Genomic DNA, 17,325 nt, shown 5'->3' on the forward strand with positions numbered 1-17,325 from the left:
AGCGCCCGACTGCGAAAGAGGCTAATGGACAACGACATGCTCTGCATCTCCGAAGGCTCCGTGTTGGACGACGCCGGGAACCCTGATCGCGACAGCGTACGTCGACGTGCGCTCCCCGGGCGGCAGGACGGCCATCCGAACCTTGATCAAGGGCTGTCGGCGGGAACATGCGCTGGCGGACGGCGAACCGATTCTCGTATCCCCGGTTGCACGGTTGAGAACGGAAGGCGAGAACCTGATTCGGGACGAGCAGGAGGGTTTGGCGACGGTCGAGACCGAGATCGTAGAGTCCGAAATGCCGGTCGAGCTCTTCAAGCATCGTCGGCTCGCGGACGTTAAAGGAGCGGTGGAACTCCTCGACTCGCCACTGAAGGTGAAGCATCGGCGCACGAGCGCCGTTGTGCACCGGTCCAGCAAGCGTCTCACGTTCGGCAGAGAGAGGCCTTCTCTCCGGACCCCTTAAGGCAGATCTTCCCTAAACGGGCGTCCAGAAAAACCGAATGCGCTATAAGCGCTCCGGCTCGCTACCCCTCTCTGCCAACGTGAGCGAGACACGAATGGGGAAAATGCTTAGAGTAGGGCGAGGCGGAGAGTTGAAGGATGGGACGAGGAGAAGGAATGAACACGAACGGAGTGCCCCTCTCTTCGGGGGAGGGCAAGCGAAGCGCGGCAGCCCCGCCGGATCCGGAGGTGTCGGCGAAGGCGACGAGGCGGCGCTTCACCGCGGCGTACAAGCTGTCGGTCGTCGAGCAGGCGGATCGGTGCGAGACGCCGGGTGAGATCGGAGAGCTGCTGCGGCGCGAGGGGCTGTACAGCTCGCATCTGTCGGGGTGGCGGAAGGCGGCGCGGGAGGGGTCGCTGCGAGAGCTGGCGAAGAAGCGCGGACCGAGGCCCTCGGGCGGGAAGCGGGAGGCGAAGAGGGTGCGGACGCTCGAGCGGGAGAACGCGCGGCTGCGCGAGGAACTCCGCAAGGCGCGCATCGTGATCGAGGTCCAGGGAAAAGTATCGGGGCTGCTGGGGTTGAGCCTCGGGGACGGGAAGAGCTCTTGAGCGCGGCCGAAGGCTTGGCCGGGCACGTGGGCGTGCGCGCGGCGTGCGCGGCCTTGGGGGTCGCGCACGCCACGTTCTACCGTCGCCGGAGGCCGAAGACCGGGCAGCGGCAGCCCCGGCCGGCTCCTGCCCGGGCCCTGAGCGAAGCGGAGCACGGCGAGGTCTTCGAGGTGCTGTGTTCGCCGCGCTTCGCGGACCGCGCTCCCGCGGAAGTGTACGCGACGCTGCTGGACGAGGGCGTCTACCTGTGCTCGGAGCGGACGATGTACCGGATCCTGGCCGGGAACAAGGCGGTCCGGGAGCGCCGGGCCCAGCGCAGCCACCCGAACCATCCGAAGCCCGAGGTGGTGGCCCGGGCACCCAACGAGGTGTGGTCCTGGGACATCACGCGGCTCCTCGGGCCGGAGAAGTGGCGGTACTTCCATCTGTATGTGATCCTGGACATCTTCAGCCGTTACGCCGTCGGCTGGATGGTGGCGGAGCGGGAGACCGCGGGGCTGGCCGGGCGCCTGATCGAGGAGAGCTGCCTGAAGCACGGCGTCCAGCCGCGGGTGCTCACGCTTCATTCGGATCGGGGATCGCCCATGACGGGCAAGTGCACGGCGCAGCTGCTGGCCGACCTGGGCATCACGCAGTCGCTGAGCCGGCCCCGGATCTCGAACGACAACCCGTACTCGGAGGCGCAGTTCAAAACGGTCAAGTACCACCCCGGCTTCCCCGGCCGCTTCGGCGGCATCGAGGAGGCGAAGGACTTCTGCCGCGACTTCTTCATGTGGTACAACGCCGGGCACCGGCATGCCGGCATCGGCCTGCTCACACCCGAGCAGGTCCACTTCGGCCGGGCGCTCGCCGTGATCGAGCACAGGCAGGAGGTGCTCGCCGCCGCCTACGCCGCCCGCCCCGACCGCTTCGTGGCCGGCCCGCCCCGTGCCGCGGAACTCGCCGCGGAGGTCTGGATCAACCGGCCCATCCCCGTCAGCGTAGTTGATGGCGCGGAGGCAGCGGCGCAAGGCAGCGGTGCCGACGGAAAGGAGGGATCACTAAACTGATTTGTGATATGTCTCACAATCGTTGGCAGGTTCCGCTATGCTCCCTCCGCTGGGGTCGACTCCGGCCCGAACACGTTACCCCGGATCCTGCGATCGTGGGCGCGGGGCTCGTCCGGGAGGGTGGCCGTAGCCGGGCCGTGGAGGCCTTGACGATAGTGAGATCATAGTGTCGGACTATGGAAAAGCACCGCCCGGGGCCCTACGTTACGGAGGACTGGACAAGAGTTCACCCCGGAACGGAGGACACCCGAATGGTGCGTGGAAACGACTATACCGGACCGCGCCCGCACGTGCAAGGATCGGCGGCCGCGCTGAGGGTCCGCGGGGGCGGCGGGCGGATCACCGACGCGGGCGGCCTCGTCGTGGTTCGGAAGCTGTGGGACGCGCTGGGGCTGGGCGGCTGGATCGACCGGCGGAGCGGGAACGTCCCCGGCCGCTACCGGCCATCGCTCATGGTCGAGTCGTGGGTGGTGCTGCTCCTGTACGGCGGCGGGGTGATGGACGACCTGCCGCTTCTGGAGCGGCGGGGCGTGCGCCGCATCTTCGGCTGGGCGCGGGTGCCGCACCCGGCCACGTTCGGGCGCTGGTTGCGGGGTTCGGCGGCCGTGCTGTCGCCGCTTCTGGACGAGTTGTTGTGGCGGATGGTGCGGCGGCGCTGGGAGCTGGCCGGCGGGGCGCCCCGGTCGGCGACGATCGTCATGGACTCGACCGTCGTGGTGCGCTACGGGCTGAAGCAGGCCGGGGCGGAGCGGGGCTACAACCCGAAGAAGCCGGGCCGCCCCTCGCACCACCCCCTTCTGGCCTACGTCCTGGAGACGGGCGACTGCCTCGGCGTGCGCTGGCGGCCGGGGGGCGCGCACACGGCCCGGGGGGCGGAGGCGTGGCTGGCCGGGCTGGTGGCCCGCCTGAGGGGGGCGGGGGTGCGGCGGATCACCGTGCGGCTGGACAAGGGGTTCTTCTCCAAGTCCATCGCGCGGCGCATGGAGGAGCTCGGCGTGTCCTATCTGCTCAAGGTGCCGCGGCACGCCTGGCTCGGCGGCTTCCGGGGCGCCTGGGAGACCGCCGCCCGGGACGAGGCCGGGGACCGGGAGCTGAGGACGGCCTCCGGCGAGCTGTGGGGCACGCGGCTTCTCTCGGTCGAGAGGCGGAGACGGGTCGGGCCGGAGGAGGGAGAACTCGATCTCGCGGCGTGGGAGACCACGATGAGCGCCGACGTTCTGACCAACATCGGGAGCATCGGCCCCGTCGAGGCGTGGCGCGCCTACAACGCGGGCGCGGTCGTCGAGCAGCGGATCGGCGAGCTGGGCCAGCTCTCGGCCGGCCGCACCGCGGTGGACGACCTCGGCGGCAACGCCCTGCTGTGGAGCCTCGCCGTGCTCGCCTACCAACTCCTCCACATCCTGCGCGCGAACTTCCTCGGCGGCCGCTGGCGCGCCGTGCAGCCGCGCGGCATCCGGCTGCGCCTGCTGCGCGCGCCCGCGAGGATCACCTCCCACGCCCGCCGAACCTCGCTGCGGTTCGCGCGCGCCGACCCGGCCCTCGGCCTCCTGCGACCGGCGCTCCGGGCCATCGAGCGGGGTCTCCCGCCGCCCGCGCCCGCCTAAATCTGACCGGCCCCAACTCCGGCTTTCCGAAGGCGCCGCGCGGCGGCGCCCACTCCCCGTGTCTCCGCGAGCCGTTCGGGACCCCTCCCGAGCCCCGCCGGCCCTCCGCCGAGGCCCGGTCCGGCCCCGAAAACGCCACCGCCCGCGCCAAGTCGCCACAACCGCCGGTCATAATCGCCCTCAGGCCGCCCGACTATGCGCCAACGCAGGATCCGGGGTTACGTGATACCCACGCGGATAACTCCATTTGCTCCGTACATCCGCAAGACGTACCCTTGGGAAGTGGAGGTTCTCACGGTAGGTCCGTCTCGCATTGAGAAGACTCTCGAAAGTCCTGCGGCTCGTTCCCGTCGCATGGTCGCCTCCGGCAAGCGGAAGAACGTGGCGGACCGCAAGCGTGAAGCGTTCACGTTCCGCGAGGTCACCTGTGAGGTGCTCTACCATCCAGTATCCGCGGGAGCTGGAAGGGGTGCTCCTGGGTAATGCGCACGCGGCCTGTAATGGGGGTCGTAGCCTCGACAGACCAAAACTGGAGCTAGGTGAATGAAAATGGAACCCAGCGAACTAGAAGAGTCCGACGTGACGGAGGATTACGACTTCCCTCCTCGTGAGCGAAAAATAATAACGCAGCCCTATGATCTCTCCCTTCAGACTCTCAAAGAGCAGTGGGCCCAAAAGACCCTCGTGATTCCTCCCATGCAGCGAGAGTACGTCTGGGATAACGGAAGGGCAAGCCGGTTGATCGAGTCACTCCTCCTAAACATCCCCGTACCACCAATCTATTTTGCCGAACGATCCGACGCCGTTTTTGAGATAGTAGATGGACATCAGCGTGTCCGTTCGATCGTACGGTACTTGGACAATCACTTCGCACTTACGGGGGTTCGCATCCTAACTGAGTACACTCGAACTAAGTACCATCAGCTGCCTGACAAGGAGCGTCGGTTCTTGATGACTCGCTCTCTCCGGGCAGTCGTGATTGGGTCCGAATCTCACCCCAATATGAAATTTGAAACCTTTGAGCGACTTAACACGGGCGGTATCGCACTGAATCCGCAGGAGTTGCGTAATTCTCTATATCGCGGATCGCTGAACGATCTGTTGCGCAGGCTTGCCCGGGAGTGCAATGCCTTTCGGAACGCAATCGGCACTCCAAAGCCAAGGCGGAGAATGGTTGACGAGGAGTTGGTGCTTCGATGGCTAGCGTTCCGCGACTGCTTGGCGTCATACCGTCCACCACTCAAGCGATTCCTTAATGAGTACATGCAACGGAACCAGCGTGCGAACGAAGATTGGTTGCAGCAGAGGGCCGCGCATTTCGAGCAGACGATGCGACGACTGAACGAGATACTTGGAACGCAGGCGTTTCGCTTGATCGATGAAGATGGAAATCGGCTGAGGGACGAACGAGGCAAGGCCGTGCCCGGCGGCGTGAATCGAGCACTCTTCGACGCGCAGGGGACGGCATTCTCATGGATCGACGACCCGCAGTTGTCGGATCGGCGGCGGCAGGTGGTAAAGGAGATCTCGCGGGAGTTGACGCGCGTAGATCTTCAGGATGCGGTTCGTCGGGCGACTGGCGACCGGACGAGAATTCGACTTCGGATTTCGCGAATTGCGCGAGCACTGCGGAGCGGTGGTGTGCATGTGGACGTGCCTGAACATTTGGAGCTCTAAACGTGTCGTCGAAGGCGTTCGAGAGCTTTTTCAACGGATCAGGAGAGGTGCAGGATATTCTGGACGCGGACCCTGGGCCGCTGGGCGGGCTTTCTGAGGAACCGGAGACTACACGAGCGCTGACGCGTGCTGCCCTCGTGATGCTTTATGGACACTTTGAGCGGTACGTGCGGGAATCGATGGAGGAGGCGGTGGATCTCATGAACATCGAGAAGGTCGAGCCAGGTCTGTTACCGATCACATTCAAACTTCGACACTCTCGCAAGGCCGTACGGAGGATGTCGGAGATGGCGTGGGAGAAACGTGAGACGGCGCTGGGAGAGTTCATAACAATGGAGGGCTGGCTTTGGGCGGATGTGCCGGCAGGTAAACTCGATATCAAAAACTTACTGGAGGATCTCAAGAGCCCAACACCAAAGACATTGATGAAGCTCTACAGTATGTGGGGCGTACCGGACATCTTTCGGAGAATCACGAGAAAGCCGCAGATGCGTCGCCTGTTCTGGTTGAGTCTGGAGGAGCTCGTGCACAAGCGAAACAACATCGCGCATGGAGATTTTGCGGTGGAGACGACGCAGGGAGACGTAAGGCAGTATGTTAAAATTGCGAGCGAGTTCTGTCGACGGACGGATGGCGTGCTGGCAATGGTGCTGCAGCAGCGGATGAGGGTGCCATGCGCCTGGTAAGCGAAAGGGCGGCGTGGGGCGATGCGCAAGGCGAAGCGGAGCCGATAAGTGGGAGTGTAGTTGCGCGGCACTGTCAGGCCGACGGGATGGTGGGGAGAGGGTTCGGACGGTCGTGACCGCGACCGGTACTCGGAAGGGTGCGGGGGGCATGCGCGGCTCGCCGCGGCTGTTTGGGAAGGACGTCACTGGATCAGAGGGCGACAGCCGTGGTGGCGGGTCGAAAGGGAAGCTGTGGGTCGCTGCGGACGGCGGGCGGTTCGGGGAGAAGCGGCCATGGGAGAGCGGATTGCTCGGGACGGGGCTCTGCGCCAATTTTGGTGCCATGCTGCTCAGCGTGCGAAGTTCCTCCAACCCCCAATCGTCCCGCTCATCCGGACGAAGACCTTAGGCCTGTGCGGACGCCGTTCCACAAGCAGTGGGCGCCGAAGAACGTCCCGACGCGGGCCTCGCGGCCGCCGGAGGAGCAGGCTCGGTTCCAGGAGCTCCTGCGAGAGCTGTTTCAGTTCGACTGCGCGGATCTGGATCTCGGAATCTACCGGATCATGAACCACAAGCGGGAGGTCATCGACCGCTACATCGACCGTGATCTGCCGGGTGCTATCGAGGAGGCCGTGAGCCAAGGAGCGCTCGAGACGGAGGCGAAGCGTGTCGACGCCTTCGAGGAAACGCGGCAGCAGGTTGTGGAGTCCTTCGGAGAGGACGCGATCGCGCCGAGCGGAGAACTCGTCAAGTACGAGGAGACCCCGCTCGGGAAGACGTACATCCTGTCGCGCGAGCGGGCCCGCCATCCCGAGTCCGCCGGGGACGTGCGCCGCGACATCTACAACCACCTGTATGCCTTCTTCAGCCGGTACTACCAGGACGGCGACTTCGTTCCGAAGCGGCGCTACTCGCGGGAGCACCCCTACGTCGTCCCCTATAACGGCGAGGAGGTCCACTTCCACTGGGCGAACCGCGACCAGTACTACGTGAAGTCGGCGGAACACTTCAAGGATTACACCTACCGGGCTCCGTCGGGGATCTCTGTCCGCTTCCTCCTGCGCTCGGCGCACGTCGAGCGGGACGACGTGAAGGGCAACGGCTCTTGGAGCCCCGAGGATTTTGCGGTCAAGCATGTTCTGTTTCCAGACGCAGACGGCCGATACATTCAGAATCTTCTTGCCGGTCAATAGTTTCCTACCGACCCAACAAACAGGTATTGTCGATGACAGATCAATTGACAAGTCCCGCTGGCGACATCGTACTTTGGGCCAAGCATCCCCTGACAGTTCCGTTACGGGAGGGCAGCATACGGTTCGCGATTCAGTACCGGGACGGACGTACGTCGAATGCATGGGGCGTACATGTTGAGAAGAAGGGCGATGCTTACATCTACTGCCGTGATCACATGAAGGGACAGAAAGTCAGTCTACATGCATCGGGAAAGCAGCACATTACTGTGCCTGCAAAGCCCGTGTCGATTGACGAGATGAGTGATCGATTTCTGAACCAGTGGTACGAGCCTGAATTCAGCGAACAAGCGGTTGCCACATTTCAGATACTGTTTCCTTCATGGGGGAATAAGCTGAACCATGAGCAGCGAGAGTTACAACGGGCGGCCTGGAAAAAGAACGATATCCTGATTGAGGCCGATGATGAATCCCTCATCGTCGTATCTTTCATAATCATGGCTGAAGATCGTGTGTTGCGGAAGGCGGAAGGCCCATGGCCCAGCGAACTTGTCGGCATACTGCCGTTGAGAGAAGGGAAGAAGCTGTGGGTTCTGACGAGCAGGGGGCTCGAGGGAAACCTCAAGGAGAATATTACCGCATCATTCAAGCATATCGACCCTCGAGAGCTTGTGCCGGAGAACCTGTTTGGAAAAACCATCTCGTTGAGTCTTACGGGAGTCGCTGGAGACAATCCTAATTCCGTATGGATGGTCGTAGTGCCGGTTGTGTATTCGCCTGATGTCGTTCATTCGCCGGACGGCACAGTATGATAATTCCCTGACACAGGTGCCGTTCAGCCTTCGCGGGCCTCCGCGGCGGCGCGGCGCATCGCCTTCTTGCGTTCGATCGGGTCGAGCTTGCGCTTGCGGAGGCGGATCGCGTCGGGCGTCACCTCGATGAGTTCGTCGTCGTTGATGAACTCGAGCGCCAGTTCCAGCGTCAGCTCGCGTGGCGGTTCCAGGCGGACGTTCTCATCCGCGGCGGCGGCCCGCATGTTCGTGAGCTTCTTGCCCTTCGACACGTTGACCTCTAGGTCGCCCGGGCGGACGTGCTCCCCCACGAGCATCCCGCTGTAGACTTCGACGCCCGGCCCGATCAGCATCTCGGCCCGCTCCTGCAGATTGAAGAGGGCGAAGGCCACCGACGTCCCCGGGCGGTCGGCGACGAGCACCCCCTTCCGCCGGTGCTCGAGATGGCCGGCACGGGGTCCGTACTGGAGAAACCGGTGGTGCAACTGGCCCTCGCCGCGTGTGTCGGTGAGGAACTCGGAGCGGTAGCCGAACAGGCCCCGCGAAGGGAGTTTGAAGTCGAGCCGAACGGGCCCCTGGTCCGTCGGCCGCATCGACAGGAGTTCCGCACGCCGGTTCCCCATCTTCTCCATCACCACGCCGACCATCTGCGCGGGGACTTCGATCACGGCCTCCTCGTACGGCTCGAGGATCTCGCCGCCGGGACCTTGGCGCAGGATGACGCGGGGGCGCGACACGGAGAACTCGTAGCCCTCGCGCCGCATCGTCTCCATGAGGATCGTGAGGTGCAGTTCCCCGCGGCCCGAGACGGCGAAGGTGTCGGGCGATTCCGTAGGCTCGACGCGTAGGGCGACATTCCGTTCCAGTTCGCGGAAGAGGCGCTCGCGGAGTTGTCGGGTGGTGATGTACTTCCCCGTCTTCCCGGCGAACGGAGCGTCGTTGACCCGGAAGTCGACCGCCAGAGTGGGCCGCTCGACCGCGATCCCCCGCAGTCGCTCCCGGTGGTCCGGGTCGGCCACCGTCTGGCCGATTTCCACCCCCTCGAGTCCCGCCAGCGCCACGATCTCTCCGGCGCTCGCGCGCGGCTTCTCGATCCGTTTCAGCCCCTCGAAGCCGTAGATCCGAACCACGCGGGACGGGATCGCCTCGTCGGCCGCGACCGGCCCCGGCTCTCCGAGCGGAAGCAGAACGACGCGATCCCCCTCGGCGACGGCGCCCCGCTCGATGCGGCCGATGGCGATGCGGCCGACGTACGCGGAATGATCCAGCGTCGAAGCCAGCATCTGGAACGGTCCCGCGGCGTCGCCCGCGGGAGGAGGGACCGCCGAGACGATCGTCTCGAACAGCGGCTCGAGATCTCCGCCGCGCGCCTCGATCTCCCGCGCCGCCCACCCCTCACGTCCGCTCGCGTACAGGAAGGGCGCGTCGAGCTGGGCCTCGGTGGCGTCCAGCTCGAGAAACAGCTCCAGCACGTCGTCGTGTACCTCCGCCGCGCGCTGCTCGGGCCGGTCGACCTTGTTGATCACGATGATGGGCGCGAGCCCGAGTTCGAGCGCCTTCCTCGTCACGAAGCGCGTCTGCGGCATGGGGCCCTCGACCGCGTCCACCAGCAGGAGCACGCCGTCCACCATCCTCAGGATGCGCTCGACCTCGCCCCCGAAGTCCGCGTGGCCCGGCGTGTCGACGATGTTGATGCGGGTCCCGCCCCAGCGCACCGCGGTGTTCTTGGAGAGGATCGTGATCCCGCGCTCCCGCTCCAGCGGGTTGGAATCCATGACGCGGTCCTCCATCCGCTCGTGCGACTGGAAGGCGCCCGCCTGCCGCAGCATGTGATCGACGAGGGTCGTCTTCCCGTGATCGACGTGGGCGATGATCGCGATGTTCCGGATGTCCCGTCTCTGGGGCGTCAAACGGGCCTCGATCTCCTCGTGGTCCTGCTCGCGGTCCTGCTCGTGGTCCTTCTCGCGGTCATCGGGGGGCAGGGGATCCTACGCCGCCGGCTCCGAACCACAAAGCCGGGCCGGGGGAACGGCCGTCCCTGTTGTGCATGTCCGCGCGGGGTTTGCTAGTTTGGCCCGGCACCATGGCGCGGGTGGCGGGTATGAGACCCGGTCTCGTGGTCCTCGCGTTCCACGCACGGAGAATATGTTGGCGTTCACGAACTTGAAGACCCGCACGACGCTCCTCACCGCCGCCCTGCTCGCGGCCGGCTGCGCGGACACGACGCGGCCCGAAGCCGTGTTCAAGGGCACGCTCAACGTCGTCGTGGCGGATGATGGCGCCGGGGCTCCGGGCTCCTTCTCGGGACGGCTGAGCGCGGACTTCCGGGTCTCGATCTCCCGGGACGGGAGCGACTGGGTCCACCTCGGCGTGCCGACGCAGGTCGATCTCGAACTCCAGGCGGCCGGGGGCGCCCTCAACCTGCACCCGCCCATCGACGTTCCCGCGGGAACGTATCCGTACCTGAGAATCGTCGGCGGCTGGGGCCTGGCGCGCATCGAGGGCGGCGCGGAGGTCGGGGGTCGCAGTTTCCCCGATCCCGTGCACCTGCGGGTCGGGGAGGAACGGCTCGCGATCGAGACCCGCCTCGCGACCGCGATCTTCGTCGCGCCGGGAGGGCACATGACGCTCCGGATCGACCTCAACAGCGAGGCGTGGGTATCGCCGGAGAATCTCGAGGCGGGTCGCGTTCCGCAGGCCGACGTCGAGACCGCCCTCACCGGCCGAGCGCACGAGAGGTTGCCGGCGCTCGTCGCCCCGCCTCTGAACCGACAGGCGTAGCCGCTTGTCGCGGCTGCTGGTGGTGGCCGGGCTGGCGGTCGCCTTCGTGTGGGTCTCGATCGGGCTCCGCTTCCGTGACGCGACGCCCGAACCGCCCCCCGAGCCCCCGGATCTCCGCGTGTGGGACTATGTCGGCTGTCACCGGCTCCAGTTCGATGACTGGGTCGCGGACGAGGACGGCGAAGCGCCCGATGGAGATCCCCCGGTGGTGCGATCCCTCATGCTGTTCCCCGACTCGGTGGACGAGTACGGGAGGGAGATGAACGCCTACCGTGCCGTGCCGCTGGAGGCCGATCTGGACCTCTCGCGACTGGATACGCGCTGGTTCACCCGGGCCGACACCCTGTGGTTGGTGTGGTCGAGCCCGGAGGTACGGGGCGCGGTAGCGCTGCGGACGGCCCGCGGGGGGATGGCCGGACGGGCGGTGGCACGGCTGCGGGGGCCAGCGGTCGCCACGAACGCGGGGGGCGGCGGCTCGGTGCAGGCTCCGGTCTCGGCCTGGGAAGTGAACTGCCACTCGCTCCGCCCCGACCGGATCGGCCCCGTCGAGCGCTAAGAGCGATGACGGGCGAGCATCCGCTGGCGAGGCATGACACTGTCAAGCTGCGCATTCTCGGTCGCTTTCCGGGTTGGCCACCCGCAGGGACGGCCGCCAGAAACGCAACGTGGGGAATCCAAAGGCGTCCGTCTCGTACGAAAACAACAGGCCGCCGTCCACCGCCCCGAAGCCATCCGTGAAGTTCGCGGCCGCAAGGATGCGACCCGCGCCGGGATCCAACACCTCGATACGCTGCTCGTAGAGCGAGCAATTCTCGCGGCGCGTGTACTCTCCCGCCTCGGGGTGCAATCCCGGCGGGGTCTCCACAAGGCAGTCCGCCCAGTTGGCCGCCGCCACCGAGATCATTACCCACAGCCGATCTCGGGAATCGCTCGTCATGTATCTGATCCCCGGCGAGCCGGGCTGGTCGGGGTGCAACTCCCTGCGCGGGGAGTTCGGCGGGAACCATTCGACCTCCCGGACCAGCGAGCGCAGGCGCGTCCCCGCCGCCGCGTCCCACAGATCGATCCGGTATTCCTCCGGCGACACCGACCAGACCTCGCCGCTGCGGGCGGCGGGCGTGATCGATCGAAAGGGTGACGGGGCGCCGGGCACCCCGACCGGCAACTCGTCGAACGAGCGGACCACGTCACCCTCACCATTCATGAGGTGGAGGACGTACCCCACCCGGTCCGCGGCGTACATCGTGGCGTTGATCACATACGAGGAATCGTCGAGAACGACGGCGTCGTTCTCGAGTGTACCCGGCGAAAGGGGGTTCGTGTGCAACACCTCGAAGTCCGTCGCATCCAGCACGGTTCGGCGCCTGTTCAAGGCGTCAAAGACGTGCAGGCGGTCTCCGTGGGCGCGCACCCACCGAATCCACCGGTACTCGCCCGGCCCCTCGCCACCTCGTCCCACCCAGCGGCCGCCGGGGACATCCGCGGAGGCCACCAAGAAACGCTCGGGCCGTAGTTGCTCCGTGATCGCGAGGCGCCCGCCGGGCAGAGCCTCCACGTCGTAGGCGTTGGACACCCAGTTCTCGTCGTCCCACCCGCCGCCCCTGAACACCGGGCCGGGCTCCAGCTCGATCTTGCACGGCGGCTGCGGATCCTCCCGCAGCACCGTGGGCTGCTGGGCCTGCACCGCCCGGGACGTAGCCACCAGAAGCGCGACGGCCAATAGCGTTCGGCAAGCGGCCTCAACGGCCGTCTGGGAGCGGCCGTGCAGGGCTACATGTCCCGGCGGCGAGGGGAGCGCGGACGACGCTCCGCGGGGGCCTTCACGGCGCAAGGTGTGAACCGGCACCGGCGGCGACCGCAGCGAGGAATTCCGGAGTGGCGAGGTGCCGGAGCGGAATGTGGACGGCAACGGTTCCCTGGGTGCATCCCCGAACCTGGATGGCCATGCGTTCGGTCGCAAAGTAAAACGGCGACTTCTCGGGCTGGCCGCGGATGATTCGGTACACCTCCAAGGCGTCGCCGGCCGACACCGCCGCCAAGACTGTCTTCAGCACACCTGCGTCGTACAGGATCCCGTCGATGCCGCCGCCCCGGCACCCGGGGGGGTGCTTGTCCCGGCAGGGCCCTCCGTATGCCTGATTCGGGTGTACTCCGCCTCCCCGCTGGTAGTACGCGTTGTGGGGAGCATCCGATGCGTAATGGCACTCAGACAAATCCTCGGGGTCGACGGGATTGCAATAGATGGTCAGACAGTCCACACAGGGATCCTGCTGCGCCGCCACCGGGTTCGGATCGACCGCCCCCGCCAACAGGACGGTTCCCACAAGCAGGAACGTGAAGTGGTGAAGGGACTTGAGGTGAAACACATTGGCCTCCCGGGTCTTGAGGGGGTACTCGCTCCCGGGACTCGCTCCCGGGACTCGCTCCCGGGACTCGCTCCCACAATTACGCGTGTTCTTTGGCGGTCCGCAAGAGGCGTCCCGCTCTCACTGCGTCGTACTGTCGCACGTCCTCTTACGGTCCATGTACGGTATGAATCCGGCGAACAAGATCCGGGAGACGAACCGCGGACTCGCTTCGGCCCGACCGGATCACTCCCACCGACCGGTAGGCAGCCCCGACCGGTGGGCTGCCGTCGGTCCCGGGGCCTAGCAGGCCGTGGAAGAAGTGGTCGCCGGCGTGGCCGACTGTGGAAACGGGAAGTGGTGGATGATTTGGGCACTGTTATGCAAAAGGCGACCCGGGGGGCGGTGAAAGCCGCGATTTGCGCCCGGGAGGCCGAGAATGCGCCCGATTCGGCCAAGAAAGGCGGCAAAGTCGCGTGCGGAGGCGTCCGAGAGGGCCGCGGCCGCTGCCGCGAGGCCCTGCAGGCCGCGCGGGGTGCCGAAGCCGAAGCGGCTGCGCATCGCCAGCGAGAGGTTGAAGGCGGCGGCGTGAACGAGCATCCGTTTTCGGATCTCCTCCTGCCCGCGGACGTGAACGCGGCGCAACCCTCCGGTCACGAGGAGGTGGGCGAAGGTGCGCTCCAGCTTCTCTCCGCGTTCGCGCTGCAGCCGCTTCCCCCGCTCGCCCCGGTTGCGGCGGCGGTTGCCGTACACGGCCTTCCGCGCGTCCCGCTTGCCCTTCCACTTCCGGCGGCCCCGGTTCGGCTCGCTCACGTAGCTCCGCAGTCCCCGCTCCTTCACGCTCGTCATGGTCGCGTTCGAGTGGTAGCCCTTGTCGGCCACCACTTCCCTCGGCTCCGCACCCACTTCCGCCAGCCGCCGCTCCGTCTCGTCCAGCGTCACCGGCAGCGACGCGCAGTCGCCGCCGTCCATCGTCTGCACCGTCACGGCGACCACCGCGCCGGTCTCCATGTCGACCGCCTGCTCGAGCTTGTGCGCCAAGCGGGTGCGGCCGTCCTTCATCTTCGTGATCCGCGCCTCCGGGTCGTGCGGATGCTTCCAGTCCTTGTTGGACCCCTTCCCCGGACGCTTGCGGTCCAGCTTCGCAAGGTCGGCCCGCGTCGGCGTCTCGATCCCGGACGCCCGCGCCAGCTGCTCGAGCCACGCGTCGTACTCCGTCTCGTCGTCACGCCGCACGATCGCGCGCAGCGCCGCGTTCGCCTCCAGCGTCGTCGAGTCCACCCCCACGGTCTTGCCCCGCAGCAGCCCCGACTCCCGCAGCACCTCCAGCACCCAGCCGAACACCGCGCCGTGGGCCTCCAGGCTCAGCCGCTTGCGCGTCTTCGACAGCGTGGAATGCTCCGGCGGCGTCTTCGCCAGACCGTAGCCCAGAAACTCCCGCAGCGAGATCGAGTCCCGGCAACGCCACGCGATGCCCCGTTCCGAGCCGATCCCCTCCAGGTATCCCACCATCAGCATCCGGAAGTACACGCCCGGTGGCAGGCCCGGCCGGCCCATCCGCGCCGCGTAGAACTCCCGGCACGCCTCCTCGGCGAACTCGTCGAAGCCGCTCTTGCGCAGAAGCTTGTCCAAAGCCGCGTAGAACGGGTTGTCCAGCGCCCGCACCGCGCTCGCCGCAATGAACAGCTCCTCCTGTCGCTCGCCCGGCATCCTGCCCACCGCCATCGCCAACCTCCCGTGACCGCCGGTTGCCTCTTGTCCCGCCCACAATCTAACCATCAACACCGGCGCGGGACATCGCGACTTTTTCCACGGCCTGCTAGAGGAACGAGGGGTCGAACCCGTCCGAGGTCTCTCGCCGCTCCTCCGGCCGGACGAGGGTGAGGATCGCCCCCTGGGGTGCCACGAGATACCGGGTGCCCTCGAACGTGATCTCGACCGCTGCTTTCCGGAAGAAGAGGGCGTAGTCGCCCGGCCGTGCCTGCATGGGAAGGTAGCGCGCCTCGGTTGCGCCGATCTTCCACGGTTCATCGCCCAGTTCCGCGGGCGGCCCCACCGGCGTGCCGGGTCCGACCGCCACCACCGTGCCCGCCTGCACGGCCTGCTTGTCGATCGCGGTGGGAGGAAGATAGAGACCGACGTTGGTGCGCTCCTCGCCCTCCAGCGGCTCGATGAGCACGCGGTCTCCGACGACGATGAGTCTCTTATCGCTCAAGGCTCCCTTCCTGCAGGCGTCGTTCGAGGCGGGTTGGCGGCGGACCTCCGTAACCCCCCGGGACGATAGAGACCGGTGACGCCGCCGGACAGGCTCTCAACCGGTTGGGGTCCGGTCCGTCGGGTCAGGTTCGTGGCGAGCACGCTCACCCTCGATGAAGCTCTCTACGCTCTCCGGCACGAACAGGCTGTCGGCGATGCGGGCGATCTCTTCCGCCTCGCGCCAACGCGCCTCGAGTTCCTTCAGTTCTCCCTCGAGCGCCTCGCGCTCGGCCTGCTCGTGGGTCGCCATCTCGATCGCGAGCCGCACATCCACCTTGAGGCCCGCCAGCGTCCCGGGCAGGGGTTTCGTGAGTGCCTCGATTTTCTTTGCCGAGAGGCCTGGCCGCCGGCGCCCGGAGAAGTCGCGCTGCGCGAGATCGGCCGCCTGTGGGAGAAACGCCTCGGGGTGGCCGGCCTCCTCGATTCGGGCCACCGCCGTGCGGACCGTCTTGCGCCCGCCACCGCTCCGGTTCGCGTGTGCCATGAGTTGCCCGGCCAGGCCGATGGCCTCGCTGCCGTGAACGATCATCGTATGTCGCCGGTCCTTCTGCTTACGTGTCCTCAGCGACTTGTCCCAGCCCGGGATGTGATCGACGCTGAGATCCCATCCCGAGGCGTCGGCGCTCGGGACCAGGCGCGACGTGTAGAGGTGTTTTCGCTGGATCCGGATCGGGTCTTCGACCTCGTTCCTGAGACGGAGGATCACGCGATCTTGATACCACTGCTGGATCAGGCTCGGGATGCTCGAGAAGGCCGCAATCAGCGAGAAGCCCGTCACCATGCTCCCGGCGACAAAGGCCCCGGTCGCGGTCGCGCCCGCGCCGGTGATGAGCATGGCCCGGCGGCGTCGGCGGCCGAACTGGTCGCCGTAGCGCCATGCCGCGAACTCCTGGCGGACGGGGTCTCCCACGCGAACGAGTTCAAGCCCCTCTTTCACCTTGGCGAGCCCGATGTTGTCCGTGGCGACGCGCATGCGCGTGGTCTCGAAGGCGCGTTCGCACGCCTCGATCGCCTCCCACCGTGTCTCCAGCGGCGAGAGGTTCCAGCGCTCGCAGCGCCGGCAGACGACCCAGAGGCGTCCCCGGGAGCCGTCGAAGGCGAGGCGGCGCCCGACCGGGAACTCCTCGATGGCCTCGTTCCGGGCGAGGTCACCGTGGCAGAAGATGCACGTCGTATACATTGCCCTCCCTGATCCGTCCCCTCCGGAATCTCGTCACCAGACCCGGCCCGGGATACCCGCCATCGATACGACTTCATCGTGGGGACGGATTCGATATGAACCGCCCGGCCCAGGCCCGGCGCGCCGCGCTGCGACAGCTCGTCCCGACCGAGGAGGCGCTCTCGGAACTCGAAGCGCAGCATGCGCCGCCGCTGGGCCGCTGGGTGCGAGCGGCCGGGTGGCTTGACCGGGCGGATCGTCTCGGCATCGCAGCGGCCGCGATCCTGGCCGGTGCGGCCGCATGCATGGCGATGATCTGGTCGGGTCTGCTCGGCGCCACGGCCCTGTTGGCTTGGCCCCAGGTCCTCGTTGTCGCGCTCCTCGCCGCGAACTGGACCCGGGCCGCCAAGTGCCTCTGGATCGACGGCGACCTGCGGCCGGATCTGCGACGACAGCTTTGGGAGCGTCAGATCGGCCTCGTCGTCGCCGCGGTCGCCCTTGGGGCGCTGGGCGCCGCCTGGGAGGGTTACGGCGCGTTCGAGGCGCTCGAAGCCGAAGCTTTTGCGCTGCCGGCCATCTGGGACGCCGTCCGCCGCATCGTCTCCTTCGCGGCACTCGGGTTCGGCGCGGCCATCTTCGGACTCTTCGGCTGGCTCGCGATCACCCCGCGCCTGATCAACGACGAGATGATCGAGAAGCGCATATCGACGTTCTTTGCCGGTTCACGGCTCACACCAACCTCATTCACGCAGAGGTAA

General features: G+C 66.6%; 16 protein-coding genes. 10 read left to right on the forward strand and 6 right to left on the reverse strand.

Features of this window, described 5'->3' with window-relative positions; genetic code table 11:
- Positions 1 to 142: 142 nt before the first annotated feature.
- The 7 genes from ACOOHF_RS10615 to ACOOHF_RS10645 all read left to right on the forward strand — a co-directional run bounded on the left by ACOOHF_RS10615 (position 143) and on the right by ACOOHF_RS10645 (position 8,047).
- Positions 143 to 463 carry a hypothetical protein gene (locus ACOOHF_RS10615; protein ID WP_420461660.1) on the forward strand — a complete coding sequence of 107 codons (321 nt, stop codon included), beginning with the start codon at positions 143 to 145 and terminating at the stop codon, positions 461 to 463.
- Positions 464 to 618: 155 nt separating this feature from the next.
- A protein-coding gene (locus tag ACOOHF_RS10620) for an IS3 family transposase (RefSeq protein WP_420461661.1) occupies positions 619 to 2,099 on the forward strand; the annotation gives its coding sequence in 2 pieces (ribosomal slippage) (positions 619 to 997 and positions 997 to 2,099; 1,482 coding nt in all).
- 290 nt (positions 2,100 to 2,389) lie between these two features.
- On the forward strand, positions 2,390 to 3,703 hold the full coding sequence (locus tag ACOOHF_RS10625) for an IS1380 family transposase (RefSeq protein ID WP_420461662.1): 1,314 nt from the start codon (positions 2,390 to 2,392) through the stop codon (positions 3,701 to 3,703).
- Positions 3,704 to 4,252: 549 nt separating this feature from the next.
- Positions 4,253 to 5,380, forward strand: a complete 1,128-nt coding sequence (locus tag ACOOHF_RS10630; RefSeq protein ID WP_420464360.1) for a DUF262 domain-containing protein — start codon at positions 4,253 to 4,255, stop codon at positions 5,378 to 5,380.
- A gap of 2 nt (positions 5,381 to 5,382) precedes the next feature.
- Entirely contained in the window at positions 5,383 to 6,066 is a 684-nt protein-coding gene (locus ACOOHF_RS10635; RefSeq protein WP_420461663.1) for an MAE_28990/MAE_18760 family HEPN-like nuclease, read from the forward strand.
- 392 nt (positions 6,067 to 6,458) lie between these two features.
- On the forward strand, positions 6,459 to 7,238 hold the full coding sequence (locus ACOOHF_RS10640; RefSeq protein WP_420461664.1) for a hypothetical protein: 780 nt from the start codon (positions 6,459 to 6,461) through the stop codon (positions 7,236 to 7,238).
- A 215-nt stretch (positions 7,239 to 7,453) separates the two neighbouring features.
- Positions 7,454 to 8,047, forward strand: coding sequence for a hypothetical protein (locus ACOOHF_RS10645; protein ID WP_420461665.1), 594 nt, complete (start codon positions 7,454 to 7,456; stop codon positions 8,045 to 8,047).
- 23 nt (positions 8,048 to 8,070) lie between these two features.
- Here the strand turns inward: ACOOHF_RS10645 and typA are convergent, their stop codons facing one another.
- Complete coding sequence (typA, locus tag ACOOHF_RS10650) at positions 8,071 to 9,936, reverse strand: translational GTPase TypA (RefSeq protein WP_420461666.1); 1,866 nt, start codon at positions 9,934 to 9,936, stop codon at positions 8,071 to 8,073.
- Positions 9,937 to 10,174: 238 nt separating this feature from the next.
- Between typA and ACOOHF_RS10655 the strand changes: the two genes are divergently transcribed.
- Both ACOOHF_RS10655 and ACOOHF_RS10660 read left to right on the forward strand, forming a co-directional pair.
- A complete protein-coding gene (locus ACOOHF_RS10655; RefSeq protein ID WP_420461667.1) occupies positions 10,175 to 10,807 on the forward strand; it encodes a hypothetical protein in 633 nt (210 codons plus the stop codon).
- 4 nt (positions 10,808 to 10,811) lie between these two features.
- A complete protein-coding gene (locus ACOOHF_RS10660; RefSeq protein ID WP_420461668.1) occupies positions 10,812 to 11,363 on the forward strand; it encodes a hypothetical protein in 552 nt (183 codons plus the stop codon).
- A gap of 42 nt (positions 11,364 to 11,405) precedes the next feature.
- Here the strand turns inward: ACOOHF_RS10660 and ACOOHF_RS10665 are convergent, their stop codons facing one another.
- From ACOOHF_RS10665 to ACOOHF_RS10685, 5 genes are all read right to left on the reverse strand, one after another.
- Positions 11,406 to 12,509 carry a hypothetical protein gene (locus tag ACOOHF_RS10665; RefSeq protein ID WP_420461669.1) on the reverse strand — a complete coding sequence of 368 codons (1,104 nt, stop codon included), beginning with the start codon at positions 12,507 to 12,509 and terminating at the stop codon, positions 11,406 to 11,408.
- A gap of 118 nt (positions 12,510 to 12,627) precedes the next feature.
- The gene (locus ACOOHF_RS10670) at positions 12,628 to 13,173 is read right to left on the reverse strand and encodes a hypothetical protein (protein WP_419933750.1); all 546 of its coding nucleotides are present in this window, start codon (positions 13,171 to 13,173) and stop codon (positions 12,628 to 12,630) included.
- 282 nt (positions 13,174 to 13,455) lie between these two features.
- Positions 13,456 to 14,877: a transposase gene (locus ACOOHF_RS10675; protein ID WP_420461659.1), complete on the reverse strand. Its 1,422-nt coding sequence runs from the start codon at positions 14,875 to 14,877 to the stop codon at positions 13,456 to 13,458.
- A 94-nt stretch (positions 14,878 to 14,971) separates the two neighbouring features.
- Complete coding sequence (locus tag ACOOHF_RS10680) at positions 14,972 to 15,367, reverse strand: co-chaperone GroES (RefSeq protein ID WP_420461670.1); 396 nt, start codon at positions 15,365 to 15,367, stop codon at positions 14,972 to 14,974.
- Positions 15,368 to 15,463: 96 nt separating this feature from the next.
- The gene (locus ACOOHF_RS10685) at positions 15,464 to 16,588 is read right to left on the reverse strand and encodes a hypothetical protein (RefSeq protein ID WP_420461671.1); all 1,125 of its coding nucleotides are present in this window, start codon (positions 16,586 to 16,588) and stop codon (positions 15,464 to 15,466) included.
- A gap of 95 nt (positions 16,589 to 16,683) precedes the next feature.
- Here ACOOHF_RS10685 and ACOOHF_RS10690 point away from each other — a divergent pair, with 95 nt between their 5' ends.
- Positions 16,684 to 17,325 carry a hypothetical protein gene (locus ACOOHF_RS10690; protein WP_420461672.1) on the forward strand — a complete coding sequence of 214 codons (642 nt, stop codon included), beginning with the start codon at positions 16,684 to 16,686 and terminating at the stop codon, positions 17,323 to 17,325.

The organism is Candidatus Palauibacter sp. (assembly GCF_965216145.1).
In the GTDB taxonomy this organism is placed as follows: Bacteria; Gemmatimonadota; Gemmatimonadetes; order Palauibacterales; family Palauibacteraceae; genus Palauibacter.